General features: G+C 43.4%; 19 protein-coding genes. 7 read left to right on the forward strand and 12 right to left on the reverse strand.

What is annotated here, in order from left to right:
* Window positions 1-67: 67 nt before the first annotated feature.
* Window positions 68-1,096 carry a BNR-4 repeat-containing protein gene (locus PN836_RS05620; protein WP_395344269.1) on the forward strand — a complete coding sequence of 343 codons (1,029 nt, stop codon included), beginning with the start codon at window positions 68-70 and terminating at the stop codon, window positions 1,094-1,096.
* A 59-nt stretch (window positions 1,097-1,155) separates the two neighbouring features.
* A complete protein-coding gene (locus PN836_RS05625) occupies window positions 1,156-1,470 on the forward strand; it encodes a hypothetical protein (protein WP_395344270.1) in 315 nt (104 codons plus the stop codon).
* A gap of 217 nt (window positions 1,471-1,687) precedes the next feature.
* Here the strand turns inward: PN836_RS05625 and PN836_RS05630 are convergent, their stop codons facing one another.
* Window positions 1,688-2,761, reverse strand: coding sequence for a Fic family protein (locus tag PN836_RS05630; RefSeq protein WP_415926389.1), 1,074 nt, complete (start codon window positions 2,759-2,761; stop codon window positions 1,688-1,690).
* 328 nt (window positions 2,762-3,089) lie between these two features.
* Complete coding sequence (locus PN836_RS05635) at window positions 3,090-4,508, reverse strand: hypothetical protein (RefSeq protein WP_395344272.1); 1,419 nt, start codon at window positions 4,506-4,508, stop codon at window positions 3,090-3,092.
* A gap of 90 nt (window positions 4,509-4,598) precedes the next feature.
* Between PN836_RS05635 and PN836_RS05640 the strand changes: the two genes are divergently transcribed.
* Window positions 4,599-5,339, forward strand: a complete 741-nt coding sequence (locus PN836_RS05640; protein ID WP_395344273.1) for a hypothetical protein — start codon at window positions 4,599-4,601, stop codon at window positions 5,337-5,339.
* Window positions 5,340-5,891: 552 nt separating this feature from the next.
* Here PN836_RS05640 and PN836_RS05645 read toward each other — a convergent pair.
* The 3 genes from PN836_RS05645 to PN836_RS05655 are packed head-to-tail and all read right to left on the reverse strand — an operon-like array spanning window position 5,892 to window position 9,154.
* The gene (locus tag PN836_RS05645) at window positions 5,892-6,695 is read right to left on the reverse strand and encodes a hypothetical protein (RefSeq protein ID WP_395344274.1); all 804 of its coding nucleotides are present in this window, start codon (window positions 6,693-6,695) and stop codon (window positions 5,892-5,894) included.
* The gene (locus PN836_RS05650) at window positions 6,688-7,344 is read right to left on the reverse strand and encodes a sigma-70 family RNA polymerase sigma factor (RefSeq protein WP_395344275.1); all 657 of its coding nucleotides are present in this window, start codon (window positions 7,342-7,344) and stop codon (window positions 6,688-6,690) included. The genes PN836_RS05645 and PN836_RS05650 overlap by 8 nt, the downstream gene beginning before the upstream one ends.
* Window positions 7,307-9,154: a vWA domain-containing protein gene (locus PN836_RS05655; RefSeq protein WP_395344276.1), complete on the reverse strand. Its 1,848-nt coding sequence runs from the start codon at window positions 9,152-9,154 to the stop codon at window positions 7,307-7,309. Before PN836_RS05655 ends, PN836_RS05650 begins: the two co-directional genes overlap by 38 nt.
* A gap of 196 nt (window positions 9,155-9,350) precedes the next feature.
* Here PN836_RS05655 and PN836_RS05660 point away from each other — a divergent pair, with 196 nt between their 5' ends.
* The 4 genes from PN836_RS05660 to PN836_RS05675 all read left to right on the forward strand — a co-directional run bounded on the left by PN836_RS05660 (window position 9,351) and on the right by PN836_RS05675 (window position 12,369).
* Window positions 9,351-9,770, forward strand: a complete 420-nt coding sequence (locus tag PN836_RS05660; protein ID WP_395344277.1) for a c-type cytochrome — start codon at window positions 9,351-9,353, stop codon at window positions 9,768-9,770.
* Window positions 9,733-10,227, forward strand: coding sequence for a PQQ-dependent sugar dehydrogenase (locus PN836_RS05665; RefSeq protein ID WP_395344278.1), 495 nt, complete (start codon window positions 9,733-9,735; stop codon window positions 10,225-10,227). Before PN836_RS05660 ends, PN836_RS05665 begins: the two co-directional genes overlap by 38 nt.
* A 249-nt stretch (window positions 10,228-10,476) precedes the next feature.
* A complete protein-coding gene (locus PN836_RS05670; RefSeq protein ID WP_395344279.1) occupies window positions 10,477-10,725 on the forward strand; it encodes a hypothetical protein in 249 nt (82 codons plus the stop codon).
* Between the two features lie 129 nt (window positions 10,726-10,854).
* The gene (locus PN836_RS05675; protein ID WP_395344280.1) at window positions 10,855-12,369 is read left to right on the forward strand and encodes a M20/M25/M40 family metallo-hydrolase; all 1,515 of its coding nucleotides are present in this window, start codon (window positions 10,855-10,857) and stop codon (window positions 12,367-12,369) included.
* A 12-nt stretch (window positions 12,370-12,381) separates the two neighbouring features.
* Here PN836_RS05675 and PN836_RS05680 read toward each other — a convergent pair whose 3' ends face one another.
* The 7 genes from PN836_RS05680 to cheY all read right to left on the reverse strand — a co-directional run bounded on the left by PN836_RS05680 (window position 12,382) and on the right by cheY (window position 18,706).
* Window positions 12,382-12,855, reverse strand: coding sequence for a DUF2802 domain-containing protein (locus PN836_RS05680; protein WP_395344281.1), 474 nt, complete (start codon window positions 12,853-12,855; stop codon window positions 12,382-12,384).
* A gap of 149 nt (window positions 12,856-13,004) precedes the next feature.
* Complete coding sequence (locus PN836_RS05685; protein ID WP_395344282.1) at window positions 13,005-13,496, reverse strand: chemotaxis protein CheW; 492 nt, start codon at window positions 13,494-13,496, stop codon at window positions 13,005-13,007.
* A 16-nt stretch (window positions 13,497-13,512) separates the two neighbouring features.
* Window positions 13,513-14,409 carry a chemotaxis protein CheW gene (locus tag PN836_RS05690; RefSeq protein ID WP_395344283.1) on the reverse strand — a complete coding sequence of 299 codons (897 nt, stop codon included), beginning with the start codon at window positions 14,407-14,409 and terminating at the stop codon, window positions 13,513-13,515.
* Window positions 14,406-15,173 (reverse strand): ParA family protein, encoded by a 768-nt coding sequence (locus PN836_RS05695; RefSeq protein WP_395344284.1) that lies wholly within the window; start codon window positions 15,171-15,173, stop codon window positions 14,406-14,408. The genes PN836_RS05690 and PN836_RS05695 overlap by 4 nt, the downstream gene beginning before the upstream one ends.
* Before the next feature lie 35 nt (window positions 15,174-15,208).
* The gene (locus PN836_RS05700; protein ID WP_395344285.1) at window positions 15,209-17,458 is read right to left on the reverse strand and encodes a chemotaxis protein CheW; all 2,250 of its coding nucleotides are present in this window, start codon (window positions 17,456-17,458) and stop codon (window positions 15,209-15,211) included.
* Window positions 17,459-17,470: 12 nt separating this feature from the next.
* Window positions 17,471-18,265 carry a protein phosphatase CheZ gene (locus PN836_RS05705; protein WP_395344286.1) on the reverse strand — a complete coding sequence of 265 codons (795 nt, stop codon included), beginning with the start codon at window positions 18,263-18,265 and terminating at the stop codon, window positions 17,471-17,473.
* A 57-nt stretch (window positions 18,266-18,322) separates the two neighbouring features.
* Complete coding sequence (gene cheY / locus PN836_RS05710) at window positions 18,323-18,706, reverse strand: chemotaxis response regulator CheY (protein ID WP_395344287.1); 384 nt, start codon at window positions 18,704-18,706, stop codon at window positions 18,323-18,325.
* Window positions 18,707-18,770: the final 64 nt, after the last annotated feature.

Raw genomic sequence — 18,770 nt, forward strand, 5'->3', positions numbered from 1 at the left:
CAATTCTTCTCAACAAGACTAGGGATTTATGATGAGTTACAAACACTTAGTAGTTTGGGTTTGCGCAATGAGTTTCACAATCGCATGTACTGTTGTAAAACCATCAAGTCAAAAAGAGCAATTGTTCTTTGCCGAGAACGGGTTTGGTGAAGGAGTTGCCATTGTTCAACACCCAGCAGGTGAGCACATTAATGGAGTCACCTATATTTCTTATCAAGGGCCTCTAGAAGACCCATATGTGGCCTCATATAATCATAAAACTGGTGAATGGTCAGGACCATACAAAGCAGGCACAAGTATACTAGGCAAAGATCCCACAGGGAAAATAGACAGTCACGGTAAGCCAACCATGATCATTGATAATGAAGGTTACATCCACATTTTTTATGGTAGTCATGGCGGTGTGAAAGCCTTACATGGTGTTAACCCTTTTGGTGGCTATCACTCAGGCGAGAATAGACATGCGGTTTCCACTAAACCCTACGACATTAGCAGCTGGGAAGATTTAAATAACCTCAAGCCTTTTGGTACTTACAATCAAGCGGTCAAAATGGATAACGGTGATATTTATGTCTTCTCTCGCCAAGGCGCGCATCGCAGCGACTGGGTGTATGAAAAGTCAACCGACAATGGGCGCACATTCGAAGAGCCGGTTTCTTTTCTAAAACATAAACGAAGAGACGATGGTATTGGTAGCGATAGTTGGTATCCGTATGTTTCGAAAGGCTTAAATAATGAAATAGTGGTTGGCTTCGACTACCACTACTGTTGGGATAGAGATGCTCCCCGCAATAATCGTGGGGGTCATTCAACAGAGCGCAAAAACTTATACTTTGTAAAGTTTGATACTTTAAGCAATACATGGTCTAACGTTGATGGAGACGCGCTTGAAATACCTATTACTAAAAAGCTTGCCGATGAAAAAGCCTTGGCAGTTAATACCGGCGACTTATGGACATTTAACGGTTCAACCAAAGTAGATGCTAATGGTAATCCTTCAATAGCAGCGTATATTGGTGAAGATATTGGCAAATTGGTGGTCCCAAACGCGCTGCCTTTTTCACATACAATGGCCAAGAATGGGTTGGCAACGTAAATAGTGGCCTTCCAATTGGACGTGGTGACTTTCTGGTTGATGGTGAAAATGTAACGTTTTTGATTAGCGGAATTAACCCTGAAACAGGGTTAACCAGTGTAGCTTGGTGGGAAAGTAATGATTCAGGATTAAGCTTTCAAGCGGGTGACGAGTTGCTCCAATTTGGTGAGTATAAAGTTGAGCCAAGTGAAAGGTCCGATAAGCGTCCTAAGTCCTTAAGCAATCTTGATAGTCCTGGGTCGGCGGCCAGCTCTTTTATTCGTAACGCCCATCCAGATGCGCGAATAATTATTGCTGAAAAGCCCGAGGGAACTGATTATCGTCGAATGTACTTAGTCGGTGATAATGGCGCTATTGCAAGGCGTATTGACTAGGGTTTAGTCACCATGCAGCCACTGAAAGTGGTTGCATTTTGCGTCATGAGTTTAGCTGGATTAGCTAAACTGTAGTGTAGCTAAACTGTAGTGGCTAAACTGTAGTGGCTCATATTTAATCTGACACTTTTGGTTCGAGGTTTCGACTTGACCTGACAGGCAGAATTAGACAAAGAGCGGTCGGTCAGGTTTTTAAATCTAGTCTTGTGTTGGTGTTTCATAGCTGAATATTTACATGGTAGCGGGTGCTTCGACCTCCCCCATCAAGTTGTATTATACAATTCTTATTTAAAAGATCGGTTAGATCTCTCGTTGCGGTAGCTTTACTCACTCCAGCTATACCTTTGTATTTTGATGCATTAATACCTTCAATAAACGCATCACCAAAATTATCTAACAAACGATTTAACACTTTAATTTGGCGTTCACTAAGAACCGTTTGCGCGTGAGAGTACCAAAATTGCGATTTTGCCAATACTCGTTTAATTCGATATTGTCCCTGCAATAATGCTTGCTTTAAAACTTCACAGAACCAAATGAGCCAATCGGTAATGTCTAACTGATTTTGCCGTTGCGAAACGGACTTTACATTTTGTGTTGTTTCCAACATATCGTAGTAACCAACGTTATTCTGTTCAATGGCGGCACTCAATGAATAAAAACGTACTGAGGACTGCTCATCCACAGCAAGCAATCTGTCAGTGAGCGCTCTGGCTATCCGTCCGTTACCGTCGTCAAAAGGGTGAAGCGTTAAAAACCATAAGTGTGATATTGCCGCTTTAACAACAAAATGCTCTTGGTTTTTTTCATTAAACCAAGATAAAAACTCGTTCATTTCATCTGCTAGTATTTGCTTGGGAGGCGCTTCAAAATGCACTTTAGTAAATCGGCCTCGCTGAGAAACGACCTGCATTGTTGGTTCACCTCTCAACTTACCTGTAATTACTGGTTTTAATGCGTCTTCATCAGTAAACAACATGGATTGCCACTTAAATAGTGTATCTAGAGAAAGTGGTTCCGATAAATTCGAGGTCGCTTGCAATATCATATCAACTAAGTTGTCGGTTTGTTTAGTGCCCGAAATCAATCCTGCTTGGTTTAGTCCTAAATGTTTGGCTACCGATGAGCGTACAGAGCCTACATCAAGTTGTTCGCCTTCTATCTCCGAGGTTTTTATTGCATTTTGAATCAGCGCATTAAGCTGAGCTTCAGAATCTAGTCCTTCAGGTGTTGATAATATTTGTTCTTTTAACTTTGAATGCAGCAGGTCTAGCTCGTCGAGTAAAGTCACTACTTGATCTTGCTGATAGCAGAAAAAAGGCCAGTTTTTTAATTCCCAAATATACACAGTGAACACAAATGAGCCGATTAGAATTAATTAATCAAATCATTTTGTGAGCCGAATAACAAGTTTTATTCGACTCATATTGTGAACTTTAAGAATTCTTTGATTTTTTTCATGTAGATCTCCTGCGTTTAATTTACGAGAAAATTCTACTTTTGAGCGCAATTATTTTTCGGGAGGATTACATGACGTTGGAGACTAATCATTTGGTTTTCAATTCTGTCGATACTGCTGATAAGAGTCCATCAATTGACATAAGGCTACTACAAACATTTTACTCAAACGCAATACCGTTGAGTTCGCTCACTTTGGCAATGAACCCCCAATTGAATTTCTGACGGGAGTCTCCTGTGAGAACGAAGGTCAATCGATTTCTACCGCTCATCAAATTTAGCGTAATTTCTTCATCTTCGACGAAAACTCTACCTTCGGCGCCTTTGTCAGAAGGTGGTCGAAAATTCATTTCACCTTCATACAGAGTTTTAGAATTCAATAAAATGACCAATTGATCAGCAAAGTCGAAATTAAGGACGACCTCCTTCTCTGAGTCTGAAAGCAGCGTAGTGGTAAAAATTACTGACTTTTCCATATCCTCGTAAAACCGACTTACATTAATCAGTCCATCCTCATCTGCCGTAATTTTTTTAAATTTATCCTGATGGGTAAGAAATGAATTCACTTGCTGCTCATAATTTTCGGAATCTTTTGCAAACGCTTCGGACATTCGCCATTTGGTAATGTAATTTGGCGAAATTTGTCTTTCTTCCTTTTCAGTGCGGTGAATGTTGGCAGTTTCGATTTCTTGAATTGAAAAATCGCTGAAATAGAGGTCTCCGAAATTGCTAAAGAAACCTATTCCACCGGCTTGGATGTCCCGCTTTAAATTTTCTACGACGAAAGTAGGTATATCCATATCATGGACGTAAATGGTCATCGTATCTTCTAAAACCTCAATCCTTACACGTACCCACACCTTATAATCCAAAAAAACGATACCCTCTTTGTTTATTTCAAATAAAAGTGCTTCATTGCTTACAGGGTCAAAGATATAGGCGGGGCTTCCCTCTGGGATATCTATAAAAGACTCTTCTGAAAAAATGACGCCTTTTTCTTTTAGACTATGTAAAAGGCTTTTATCTACCTTACCACTCACCAGTTGATCCTCCAGTGAAATGGGTATAGTTGCGACTTCTCTTCTGGGGTACGTGGCGAATCCTTCATATTTGGGATAGTTATATAACTGCCAAGGCAGACTACCATTGTGGATTGGGACATACTGCAGTGCATCCTGTCTTCCACTCATCATCATTCTAAGGTACAAATACTCATAATTGTTTTTATCCTGTTTCCTAAAAACGAATCCTGGGACCTGGCCGTTACAATAGAAATCCACGACGAAGTTTTTAAACGAAACATCTTTCATAAAAGCTTTTTGACCGTTTTTCACTAACAAGGATTGTCTTCCCTGATGCTCTAAAATCTCTAAGCTATCGAGCGAACCATCGCTATTCTCAATTTTCCAATACTTATCAGTGAGAGCATAGTTTGTAGAAGAATTCTGCTCTCTACTCTGCACTTGATAAGATATGAATAACAGACCCACAAATAATATTAGATAACAAAATAGACTGGCTTTCATTATTTGCCTTTTGAAGAAACCTTTATCAATTTGGAACAAAGCTATATCAGACATGATTTTGAATAAAGTACTTTCAGCAAGGTATCAATATATGATACTTGTATAATTAAATAGGTATGCTAATTTGCTCTTATGAAATCAACTTTGAAACTGAAAAATTGTCTCGATGAAATAAAAAAGCGTCTGAAAGAAAAGCGTATTACTTATCAGCAAATTGCTGATAACTTGGATGTATCGTTGCTTACGATCAAGCGTCAACTAAATGCCGATGACATTGCTTTTGTTAAATTGCTCTCCTTGTGCGATGCAGCAGGTTTATCACTAACAGAAATACTGAGTGAGATAGAAGACACAAAAGCTAAGCATACTTCATTCACTGAAGAGCAAGATTTAGCATTCTGTGAAAATGAATGCCTCTTTCATTATTTTGCAGAACTATTCTTCAACAAAAAACCACCAAAAAACATACAATCTGAATATCATCTGACGCAAGCATCAACGCATCGATATCTCAGAAAACTGGAAGACATCGGGCTTATTTCGCTTTCCGCAAAAGGTAATATTTCCTTTCTTGTAGAGGCGCCTATTGGATTCGTTGAGAGCGCTCAGTTTGTATTCAAGGAAATTGAAAACGCGCTAAAGGTTGTAGCTGGTAGACTGTCAAACGTGTCACAATTTAATGATTTTGTCATTGTAAAGCCGTTGACTTTACCTACTGAAATTCGAGATCAAATGTTTAGAGAAATTGCAGATATCGTTTCAAGCTACGCTGAATTATCCGAAAGATTTTATCTGATGTCTGACTGTCCAGTCACCTCATTGGTCGTTTGCGGTTACAACGATAAAAATGTAAAAAACTCGCCTATGATTGAAAATTTTAATTAACCTCAACTCGGGATAAGCGATAGTGCAAATGCTTGTTTTAACTACGTACTTATTAAACTAGCACCAAGTAGTGATAAAAACGTGAAGTACAAGGCGCAAAAGTGACGTAATAGTCATTCTATTGCTCGCTTTTGCAACGAAGTAATTCGCGTTTTTAGCGCTACTTGGCGCTGTCGCTTATCCCGAGTTGAGGTTAATTAACCCGAGATCGGTTTGAGCCACAATTATCGAATTACGCTCAACGTCACTGATATTAGGGGGTATTAGAAGAATTAAAGCTATTTACTGCTCTTTGTGACAGTTGCCTTTTTGATTGAATTGATTTGTTTACATGTTGAATTCTTTCATGACGTATTGGTCCTCAAGATCATGTGTAGATAGACTATTGGTTTAGGAGTTGGGCAATTGGGATGTCAGTGTTTCCACCATATTGTTGTAAGTCCTGCTGCCCTTTGCAGTAAAAATACATTGCGTCAAGGTCCGTTCTGCGTATACAGCAGTCAACCAGACTTGATTCCGCTCTGCTATCGAGGTTTCCGGTTCAAGTCGAGATTACTTCACATCAAGCATGCTTCTTTGCTCATCATTCAACACCTTTGCATACTTATCATCCAATACAAAGTCCTCATCTAAGGTTTTGAGTTTTAAGAGCGTCTCAAATAGTGCCCTAGTGAGCGCATCTTCGGAAGGTGTTGACTTGCTAATGCCATCGCTGCTCTCAGCCGGTTCACTAGGAGGTGGTGTATCGTTCTCATTTAGCTGAGCCAAACGATTTCTCGAAGTCAGCGCTTGGCTGCCGTTTCGAGATAAAGCTTGGGCATCTAAGACTACTTGCAGTTGGGAGTTAGCCCGAGCTTTCAATACTTCAATATGCTTCACTAAAGCTAAATCATATTCCTGAGCGTAATTTTGTTCTTGCTCGACTTGTTTGTCGTCCTCAAGCACATCTTGCTGGCCTAGGTCATATACTTTTTGTCCTGTTACTATGACGTGTTCTAGCTCAGACTCCACTGCATCGACTGAATGCTGTTCAGGAGAAGGTGCCCCTGGCGCTGTTTGATGCATCTCCAAAGGTACCGCGTTGGCAGGTTCTTGCGATGGTGATGGCGAATAAAGCGGCTCTATTGGCACAAGCAAATATAACACAGAGACGATGAGCACAGACGCTGCGACCGAACTTAGGCTGAGCCAGTTTAAATAAGTCGGCTTTTTGCTTTTCGCGCGCTTTCGTGCCATTGCTAAAACTGCTTCATCAAGGCTTTTGCAGGGCATTTTCGATTGTGTAGACTTGTAGATACCGCTCACGAATTGCTCATCGCTGTTGCGGGCGGGGTCGGAATCTGTCCGCTTAGACATAGCGCTCCCCCTCTAGTTTAATGCTTAAACACTTGCGTAATGATTGATAAGCGTTGCGCAAACGGCTTTTTGTGGCTTCAAAGCCCGTGGCGATAATCTCAGCAATTTCATTTGCTGTAAAACCGCCCTCTTCTTTCAGCAAGAAACACTCTAGCTGGTGCTCAGGCAGTTTTTCAAGGCAGTGCTCAATAGCAACTTGCTGAGACTTTATCAGCAAGTTCCGCTCAGGCGAAGCGGGGTCAGAATCAAGCGCTTGTTCTTCAATGGGCTGTTTGCCTCTTAGCTCAGGTTCTGCGTCATTTTCGTTTCGCGTGCGCATGATTTGGTCTGCACTGCCTACCTCAATCTTGCTTTTCATTTTGCTATGGCGCGAATGGTCAATCACTTTGTTTCGAGCTAGGGTGTACAAAAATGTGCTAAATTTCGCGTCTGCTGTATAGGTAGATGCCGCCGATAGCACTTTGCTCCAAACGTCTTGATAGATATCCTCAGCTAGCGCTTCGTTTTTAAGCTGGCGCAACAAATAGCGATATAGCCCGCCTTTATGGCGGGCATAAAGCGCCTCAAATGAGGTAAAATCACCTTTTATAAAGGCGATAAACAACTGCTCGTCAGAAAGCAGGTTTAAAGCTCGGTGCTGCGTCATCATTATCCATCACTGGCGCTAAGTGCATGCTAAGGTTGTCATGAGTAGAAGACTGAATATCCACTAGTTGAATGAACTCACTTCTATAACCAAAAGGATCATGTCCTTTTGTTCGTTTCGCAATACTCATAATATCATCATAACTCATTGCATCTGAAAACTTACCGCCCTTTACTTTTTGTGCGAAGCTGCTTACCGCAACCGCAAACTGAAAGTCTTGTGCACTTTGCGCAAAGTCTACAATCTGCTTTTGAGTCAAACTTTTTTCTATCAAGCGACTGCTGTCAGAATGCGGTGTTTTATATCGCAATTTCACCGTGGCAACATCACTACTGGCACTTGAATGTGAGGCTGCACTTGTTTGGTCATTGCTAAACGCATATTTAAGCTCATCTACAAATTTATCTTTGCTAGTAGTCAATACTAGCTCATACAAGGCCGTTACCGTGTGCCCCGCCCCAATATCACCTGCATCTACTTTATCGTTGTTAAAGTCGTCATTTGCTAGGGCTCTATTTTCATAGCCGATTAAACGATATTGAGACACCACGGCTGGATTAAACTCCACTTGTATTTTGACGTCCTTTGCAATCATGTGCATGGTTGAGTGCATTTCGTTAACGAGCACTTTGCGCGCTTCATTAATTGTGTCGATGTAGGCATAGTTTCCATTACCAGCATCGGCGAGTTGCTCCATCAGGTAATCGTTATAATTACCTTGACCAAAACCTAAGGTCGTTAAAGCGATTCCTTTATCTCGCTTTGCTTTGATTAAATCTAATAATGCGTCTTGATCGGTCATCCCTACATTGAAATCGCCGTCGGTGGCTAAAATGACGCGATTATTACCCTCTTCAATATAGGCATCTTCGGCCAGTCTGTAAGCAAGCTCAATACCCGCCGCTCCGTTAGTTGAGCCGCCAGCACTGAGTGAGTCTAAAGCACGTGAAATCGCCTTTACATCGTTTCCTTGTGCGCCTTCTAACACCACACCAGATGCGCCCGCATAAACAACGATAGAGACCGAATCCTCTTCGCTAAGTTGTTTAGTCAACATAGTTAGCGACCGTTTGAGCAAGGGAAGTTTATTTGGCTGATTCATAGAGCCTGATACGTCCAGCAAAAAAACAAAGTTACTGCCTTTAAAACTATCAGCATCTGGCATGTAGCCTTTAAGGCCGATGCGCATCAAATGTCGTTGGTCATTATAAGGAGATACTGCAATGTCAGTGGTCACGCTGAATGGTTCTTCACTGCTTGGCGCCGATGGATAATCGTAGGAGAAATAGTTTATAAACTCCTCGGCACGCACCGCATCAGCTACCGGCGTCATGCCTTGCATAAGCATGCGCCTCACATTGGCATAACTACCCGTATCCACATCAATTGAGAAAGTAGAAAGCGGCTCTGCTTTCACAAGTTTCACCTTGTTTTCTTGAATATCCTGATAGCTTTCAGTATTTACTATGTGCTTATGCGTAAAATCCGGTTGAGACAATCCAGGCATATACACGCCCGCCAGCGGCGTTGATTGTGCAGGTCCACGATACCTTTCCTGTGCCATATCTGCTTCGGCTAAATGCAATGATCCGGTAAGAGAGATGGCTTCTAGTTCTGTGTCTTCTGGCGCGATGATCTGCGCATTCTGTACTCCCTTTCTCTCTGTGTTTAATTCAGTCTCTGGCTCTTTTTGTTGTTTTGCATGGCGAGATTCAACAACTGGACCCGCACAGGCTGCTATACCCGTCACAGCTATTGTTATAAGGCTATATCTAAATGCTTTAGAAAAAAGCTTAGCGTTCACTGTTATCATGTTTTATTCCTTCACTTAACTTATGGATTATCCCAAATATTACTTGGCGCTATAACGGTTTCGCGTATGGCGATAGCCGCGCTTATTCCCTACCAACGAACGAGAAATCAGAAAGGGTTTTTTATTTTTATAATTGCTTCTATTTTTTGCGCAGTAGACAATCAAATGCATAAGCTCTCGCCGATTGAGCCTTAAAATGAATGCTGTATTGACCATCGCAACCTCTATTAGCATAGTGCTTGCTACGCATGCTCAAGCGCAGCAAGCACTAAGCGAAGGAAAAGTGCTGTTTGAGCAACAGTGTGGTGCTTGTCATAACTTTGAGGCGAACGGCATTGGCCCCTTTCTGGGCCAGCTTTTTCGCGATAAAAATACCTATAAAGACAAACAGTGGGTGAAGGCATTCATTAGCGATCCAAAAGGTCTGGCCGACGCGGGAGACGAGCGTGCGATGCACGTAACCAGTTTGTACCCTGCGCAGATGCCGGCCTTCAATTTGTCTGCATCACAACTTGAGGCAATCATTGAATATTTGCAAAGTAATCAAACGGCTTCCGCGACACAAAGGCCCAACGCATTTGCAAATAGAAGAGTTGAACGTGGTAAAGGCTGGTAAAAATTATGGCTGGCCTGATTATGAGGGCACGTTTGTGTTTCCCATTACAAGCACTGAGCAAAAGAATGTATATCATCGAAAAAACGCCTCTGCGCTAGCAAAAGACCCAAGCGTCATGCTCGATCACGACGATATGTATGCCATTGCATCGGGCTTCCCTTATGATGGTGACACGTTGCCGCATTTGTCAGGCAAATATTTATTCGGCGACATTGTTGATGGAAGTCTATATGCGATTAGTCAAAACTGGTTCAAAGAAAATCCGTTTTCACCCGCGCCAATTGAGAACATTACCAAAGTATCGCTTGAGCAAAATGGAATAAGCCTTAGCGTCAGTTCACTCGTTAACAATGAGCGAGCTGACCTTCGTATCGCCAAAGACGCAATGGGTGACTTATACCTGATGAGCAAAACCGATGGCAGTATATGGCGAGTCGCAAGCACTATCGGTTTATAACAAGCGAACGACCTTATTACCAATCTATAATGCTACTGCCATAAAGCGCGTTGCTAGTTGGAGAAAATTCTGACCACTACACAATTATAATATCCACTATATTTTGGTCAAATTCACACTATTTAGTTGGTAACAGTGTTCACTAAAATACAAATTAACAATAAAATCATATAGTTAAAATTTGGTCTAAGTTATGCAAAACAAGAATTAACTACCACGTAAACAACATGAAGTTTTTTAGGAGCCACCATGAACACCGTCAACAAGTATGCGATAGCTTTTACAAGTGCAATGCTAATGTTTCCCGCCGCTGCCGTATATGTTGCACACAGCGTTCACACCACCTTAACGAGCGAAGATGTGATGGTTGCTGAAGTTGAGTGTCTAGAGTCGGAGCAGTTTTCTGGACTCGCTAATTCGCAAGCACTGGGCGAATTCTCGGCAAAGGTGCTAGCAAGTGCTAGCGAGCGCGCCATCCTTAAGAGAGCGCCTAAATAGATTTAGTTAGCTTGAATCCTGCTCAATGAAGGGCGACTGTTGTATGAAACTTTTTAAGTCGCCGCTGGTAAATTTTGACTGCTTGTATATTCTATACAGCAGTCATTCATTATTAGAGCCAGTTTTAACGTGCCTTCAAAATATTCTTTTACGAACTCAAATCAAACAACACAGCTAATACCTACGCTTATCGCCAGTATTTTTTTGTTAAGCGCCTGCTCTCAATTAGAAGATACTGCAAGGCTCGAAAACGCCACCACGACAGCACAAACTCCTCAAACCGATGCAACAATTCGCTCTCATGAGGGAATAAAAAATACACAAATCACGCAGCAAATTGAACAAGTCAAAGCTGCCAGTGAGCAAAGCGAGTTATCGTACGAGATTGTGCGCTCACTAACGGTTGAAGTTGGTCCGCGAATAGCGGGTTCAAAGGGCGATAGAGCAGCCGTTGCATGGGCAGAAAACAAATTTAATGAAATGGGATTCGATAAAGTCTACAAGCAGCCAGTGCGAGTTCGCAATTGGGAGCGTGGATTTGCAGATGCCAAAACGCTTTCACCCTTCGAGCAGCCTTTGGTCATCTCAGCGCTTGGCGGAAGTATCGCTACGCCAGGCGATGGTATTCAGGCCAAAGTGTTAATGTTCGAAGACTTAGAGAGCTTATCGAAGGCTTCACCTGGGAGTGTGGAAGGAAATATTGTATTTTTAAACACTCGCATGCAGCGCGACAGAGCCGGGCGATTCTATGGCAAGGTTGTGCCAAACCGTGTGAATGGGGCGGTAGAAGCGGCCAAGCTAGGCGCAAAAGCCGTGATTATCCGTTCTGTGGGAACGGACAACTCGCGCTTTGCTCACACGGGCATCATGCGCTATAACGACGAAGTAGCAAAAATACCTGCTGGCGCCATTTCTACTGCCGATGCCGACAATTTAGAAGCGATGTTTGATAAGACTAATGAAGACATCATCTTGAGCATTAACATGCAAGCTAAAGACGCCGGATGGCAAACGTCTCACAACGTGATTGGCGAGTTTACAGGTAGTGAAAAGCCTGAAGAAGTGGTGCTTATATCGGCGCATTTAGATTCTTGGGATGAAGGCACAGGCGCATTGGACGATGGAGCGGGCGTGGGTATCGTCATGGCCGCTGCAAAAATTATCAAAGACACGCTTGGTCAGCCTAAACGGACAATTCGAGTGATACTGTATGCGGCAGAAGAGATTGGCCTTGTGGGCGCATATCAGTATACACGGGCGAATAAAGATGATTTGAAAAACATCATCATGGCAGCTGAGTCTGACTTTGGGGCAGGCCAAATTTATCAGATTGATACACGATTCAATCCTGATGTGCGAAATCATCCTACTGAGCTTTATGATGCATTAGCCGGCATGGGGATAATACTCGGAAACAACACTACCAATGGTGGCCCCGATGTATCCATGTTACCTGCGCAGGGCGTACCTGTAATTGCGCTTAAGCAGGATGGGACATACTATTTTGACTATCACCACACGCCTAATGACACCCTTGATAAAGTCGATATCAAGGACATACAGCAGAATCAAAGCGTATGGGCAATGGTAACAACCTATATGGCAAATACTGATTTTGACCCAAGACCTGCTCCAGTAAAATAGGCGTTTTGTCGCTTAATTTTTAACCTTAGCTTTAGAGTTAAGCGACACCAATACTTCCACTTCCGCTCTTGGTAGTCCACTTGCCTCCATAATATCTTCAAGGCTAGCGCCCTGCTCTACCAGTTTGCTAGCTTTGCTATACATCTTAAGCGCAGGATCTTGCTCTTCGATTCGCTCCACCGTTGATTCAACTTTTTCAATCCGAAGCTCAGTGTTGGCAGCCAGTCGCCCTGCCTCTTCTGCACTTTCATCTATGCGTTTTCGGATGTGCAAGACATCACTTTTCGATTGATCTTCAATGCCCTGAATTTGTTTGCTTTGCGCTTGTGTCAATTTATACAAATCGTCAATTAGGCCAATTGCACGCATCAGTTTTGCATTTAGCTGTTTAGCGTAAAGCGCCAATACAAGCAACATTGCAATACACGCTAATGTTATTGAGAGCATTACCCATAAAAGGGTGTTATCGGCAGTCGTTTCAAGCATGGCTATATCAATCGTCTTTTACGTCTCGTTAGTGCACAAGCTTATGTGCTCGGTGCGTGTCTGTCTACCGTGAAATGTGCATTAAATTTACAAAAAAAGGCGACAGAGCTCTAGCCTGCCGCCTTTCGTTTATCTGTCGTCTATTGGCACTAAATTGCCATTACGTCATCCCATTCTTCGTCACTTAACAGTTTGTTAAGATCCACAAGAATCAGAAGCTCATTGTCACGATTAGACACGCCTTGGATAAATTTAGCGCTTTCTTCCGTACCCACGTTTGGCGCACTGTCGATTTCGCTTGAACGCAAGTACACCACCTCGGCAACGCTATCTACCAAAATACCGACCACATGCTCATCTGATTCGATGATTACGATTCTTGAATTATCGGTAATTTCAGATGATGGCAAACCAAAACGAGCGCGCGTATCAATAACGGTGACGACGTTACCGCGCAAGTTAATGATGCCCATCACGTAATTGGGTGCTCCAGGCACGGGCGCAATCTCAGTGTAGCGAAGCACTTCTTGCACCTGCATTACATTGATGCCGTAGGTTTCGTCGTCTAAACGATAGGTTACCCACTGAAGGACTTCATCGTTTGGATCGGCGGCCGCTGCTGTCGCTCTTTCTTCAGACATAGATTTTACTCCGTTATCACACTAATTGCGCTTGTAATGGTTTTGATTCGAACATCTTCACAAGCTGTGAAGGGTCAATCAAAGCACACATTTTCTGTTTAATCATTCCAGCGAGCCATGGCCGCTTGCCACGTTGATCTCGCCAATTTACATCCTCATGATGAAGCTCATGCGTTGTCGATAGACTCGAACAAGCAATCACCCAAGGGGTTTTTTCTAACTGAATCGCATAACCGTAATTGAGCTGCGCCTCTAGGGCATCGTTATACTTTTCAGGCATTATCCACTTCGCAGTATTTACGCAGTGGTATTTATTCTCGTGACTACCATCATCGCTGGTAGTTTGCTTCAACAGCATTCCCATGTACCAATCGGGCTTGCCTGGCAGCTTATTAATGTCGTGTATTTGCAATATCCCACCTAACTTCACAAGCGGGATAGCAAGTGTCAAACCAGCCACCTCAAAAAAGAGCGCTTGAAAACGACTGCCTACTGCATCGCATAGCGACACGTCGCTTGCTAAGGGTGCAGTGCAATGATCGACTTCTCTGCTTACTGTTTCGACCGAATCAACAATTTCTTTATTGGATTCTTCGATTGCTTCAGTCATTTTTAGTGGTGCACGAGAAACGGCTGGCTCTTTTGCATCGTATTTCGCTATCGCGGCGTCTCTGCCCGGCACATATAATTCTTTAACAGATGAAGTCTCGCCAACTAAAACGCGATTCGCACTTTCGAGCAAACGAGCGGCAATCGCTAAGTCGTCAGCCTTCTCATGTATGTCATCATGCTTGACTAAACTTTCGAAGTAAGTCGTTAAGGCTTTTCTTGCCGGTGATGCGTGATTCGTCGATTTCATGTCAGCGATGTTGATGTCAGCAATATCTATATCTGGAGTCGAAGCATCACTCATGCCAATTTCGCAACTAATTCGTTAGCTAATTTGTCATATGCAAAGGCACCTCGGCACTGCTTAGCAACCACATTCACGGGCACGCCTTTCTCGCTGGCATCTCTAAATTTTGTATCGTTTGGAATGTATCCTCGCCAAATATACTCTGCATGGCTAACACGCATTTTGTTATAGGTATTGATACAGGCATTTACCCTACGATCAAATAGAGTTGCCACCACTTTCTTAACAACATTGGGCTTTAAGCTGTTCGTTAACTGGTCAATGGTGCTAAGCATGCTTTGCAGCCCCTTAAGGGCAAGATGCTCAGTTTGTGTGGGTAAAACAATCGCATCTGCCGCCAATAAACCGTTAATCATCAGAACACCAAGCGATGGTGGGCAATCGACAATTGCATAATCAAAGGCAGTGTCCAGTTGTCCCAAGGCTTTGCGAATGACTAAACCTTTACCTTGTGCAGTCCCAAACTGTTTATCAAGTGTCGCTAGTGCACCGTGAGCGGGCAATATCGCGATCTGGTTGAGTGGTGTGGCATGAAGTGCCGATATTGCTTCAAGTGATGCATCATCTTGGGTAAATACGTCATATAAAGTCGCATTGAGACTGTCTACATTAAAACCGAGGTACTGACTCAAAGAGGCTTGAGGGTCTAAATCGACCAACAAGACTTTATAGCCTTGGGTCGACAAAGCGCCCGCTAAAGAAATGGCGGTAGTGGTTTTACCCACACCGCCTTTTTGATTGACTACCGTTATAACCTTCATTTAAGCCTTCACTGGGCTAATATTTACGTTAGTGCTTAAGCGTAACGTTTGAGCAAGCTTGGGATATCTAGAATAAGGGCAATGCCACCATCCGAAGTAATCGTCGCACCGGCCATTCCGGCTGTCCCCTGAAGCAGGGCATCAAGCGGTTTGATAACAACCTCTTCTTGACCTATCAGAGAATCTACAACAAAGCCAATTTGCTTCGTACCGATTTGAACTACGACCACATGCCCTTGTGAACGATCGTCGCTCGGGTTCATGGGGTTTAGCCAATCATTTAGATAGAACAACGGTATGGCTTTAGAGCGCACAATCATGGTCAATTGTCCGTCAACAGTGTTCGTTTTGCTCAAGTCCATATTGATAATTTCGTTTACTGAACCAAGTGGTAAAGCAAACGTCTGTTTGCCAACAACAATCATCAACGTCGGCAGGATTGCAAGGGTTAACGGCACTTTGATTTCGAGGGTAGTGCCCTTACCCATTTCTGAGTCAATGGTCACAGAGCCATTAAGCTGGTTGATTTTGGTTTTCACCACATCCATACCAACACCACGGCCACTAATATCACTGATCTCCGTCTTGGTAGAAAAGCCCGGGGCAAAAATCAAGTTAAATGCTTCAACATCTGACATACGGGCAGCCGAATCAGCGTCTAACACACCTCGACTAATCGCAATTTCTTTCAGCTTCTCAGCATCCATTCCTTTGCCGTCATCGGCAATGGTTAATAAAATATGATCGCCTTCTTGAGACGCAGCAAGTCTTACTGTACCCATTCTCGGTTTGCCGGCCGCCTCGCGATCATCTGGCATTTCGATGCCATGATCCACAGAGTTTCTGACCAAATGCACCAATGGGTCGGCTAAGGCCTCAACTAGGTTCTTATCTAAATCGGTTTCTTCGCCTTCTAATACAAGTGATATTTCTTTTTTCAGCGTACGAGCCAAATCTCGAACGACGCGAGGGAAGCGACCAAATACCTTTTTAATAGGCTGCATGCGCGTTTTCATCACCGCACCTTGCAAGTCACCTGTGACCACATCCAAATTCGCTATGGCTTTGGACATGCTTTCGTCAGCTAGGTTGATTCCCAGGCTCAATAGGCGGTTTCGCACCAACACAAGCTCACCTACCATATTCATAATCTGGTCTAGGCGTTTGGTATCAACCCGCACAGTTGTTTCACCTTGAGGCGCTGCTGGTTTGTCCGACTTCTTGCCCGCTGCTTTTGCAGGCACTTTAGGCGCAGTGGCCTTGGCAGGTGCTTTTGTAGACTTATCAGAAACAGTTGTATCTGCCGCCGCCTTTGGTGTTTCTTTTTCTGTATCTGGCGAATTCGCTTTCGATGCTGCCGGCTTACTTGCAGATTCTGCCTTTGCTTCTGTGCTGCTTTTGCTATCGACGGGGGCTTTACCCTGACCGTGTAAATCGTCAAGTAAGGCTTCAAACTCTTCGTCGGTTATTTCATCGTCATCTGAGCCTGTAGTGGCATTGCTCGTATCTTTGCTATCGTTTGAGATAGATTTATTAGCACCGGCGTCAGCTTTGAAACTACCTTTGCCGTGAAGGTCATCTAGCAAAGCCTCAAATTCATCATCGCTAATGTCTTCACTAGCGCTTGCGTCGTTATTTGAAGCTGATGACGCTTGAGAATCATTTTTGGCGCTGTCTTCGTTTTGCTTTGCGCTAGGACCTTTATCACCGTGAAGTTCATCAAGTAAGGCTTCAAATTCGTCTTCGGTTATTTCGTCAATACCTTCTTGATCAGCAGCAGAATCACTTAACTCAGGCGTGGGAGATTGATCGACGCCTTCGTCTGAGGTCTGAGCTACTTCGCTAACAATAGCTTCACCTGCGTCTTCGGCAACAAATATTTGTTCACCCTCTTGCTCTGGCGTGCTTAGCTTGTGCAGCAAATCAATTAAGTGAGGAGGCGCTGCCTGTAATGGCTCTCTGGCCTTCACATTTTCGAACATGTCTACCACAACGTCTGTGGCTTGGAGGATCACATCCATCAGTTCTGGCGTTAGCGTGCGCTGGCCATTACGCATAATATCGAATACGTTCTCAGCACCGTGACAAATATCCACTAGCTCGGTAAGCGACAAAAATCCTGCGCCACCTTTTACAGTATGATAGCCACGGAAAATAGCATTCAACAGATCGGAATCTTCCGGGTTGTTTTCTAAATCTACGAGCTGTTCTTGCAATTGCTCTAATATTTCTCCGGCTTCCACCAGAAAGTCTTGCAAGATATCCTCGTCAACTTCAAACGACATTCGTTTGCTCCCCTAAAAACCTAAACTAGACAGTAAATCGTCAACGTCGTCTTGTCCTTGTACGACGTCGTTACGCGTTGCTGCGTCAATAATTGGCCCTTCGGCTTTCTCTTTATCGTCAGATTCTGCAGAAGGTTGAGTATCGGGTTTGTCAACAGTGCTACTGTTCGTTTTTGTAGAAGAACAATGCTTGTCGCGTTTAGCTTCTTCATCACTAAAGGCAGAGAGCATATCTACTAAGTTATCTTCCACTTCTTTGACAAGTTCGATAACGCGCTTAATGACCTGACCGGTAAGATCCTGATAACCTTGTGCCATCAACACTTCAGTGAGCATGGTATTGAGGTTTGCGGAGTCCTCTCTAGCATCGTTTAAAAGCGTGTCCAGCTCTAAGCACAGGCTCTTGAACTCACCGAGTTCAATCTGCCGAGACATCAACTTCTTCCACTCGGGCATCACGGTATTTAGACGGTCATTTAAGGCTTCAGCAATGGGCATGCTACGCTCAACTGCATCCATCGTAGAGTTGGCGGCTTGCTCTGTCTGTTCAATGACGTATTCAAGCCGCGATTGCGCGTCAGGAATTTGGGTATTCGTTATGTCTGCCAACCTATGGTCAAGCTGAAACGTCGATAAAGAGTCATGTAGTTGACGTGTGAGCTTGCCCACTTCAGAGAAAAGCTCTGTCGATTCACGCATCGTGATGTTATGCACAATGTTGTTGGCTGATTCAATTTCACCCGCTTGGATGTGCTGGACCAAAGCCTGCGCCTCTTCAAGCGAAATCAAAGATGCTTCATTAGTCATTAGACCTTCCTTTTAATCGTAAGGATCTCGTTGAATGAGAATGTCTCAAAACAAGAATTATCCTAAGCGTTCGAAGATTTTGTCTAACTTCTCTTTCAGCGTCGCGGCAGTAAATGGCTTAACAACATAGCCGTTTACACCTGCTTGAGCTGCTGCAACAATCTGCTCTTTTTTAGCTTCAGCCGTTACCATTAACACGGGTAAATGCTTTAACTTGTCGTCAGCACGTATTGCTCGTAGCAAATCAATACCTTGCATACCTGGCATGTTCCAGTCAGTCACTACAAAGTCGAAATCACCTTGATTTAGCATAGGCAATGCCGTATTTCCGTCATCTGCCTCTTGCACGTTTGTGAAGCCTAAGTCTTTCAGCAAATTTTTGATGATTCTTCGCATCGTTGAAAAGTCATCAACAACGAGAATTTTCATGTTCTTATCCAAAACTACCTCCGCAATGGAAAATGTGATTTATCTAATCTTTATTTATGTCGCGCTTACTTGATTT

The organism is Ningiella algicola (assembly GCF_028401415.2).
GTDB lineage: Bacteria > Pseudomonadota > Gammaproteobacteria > Enterobacterales > Alteromonadaceae > Glaciecola.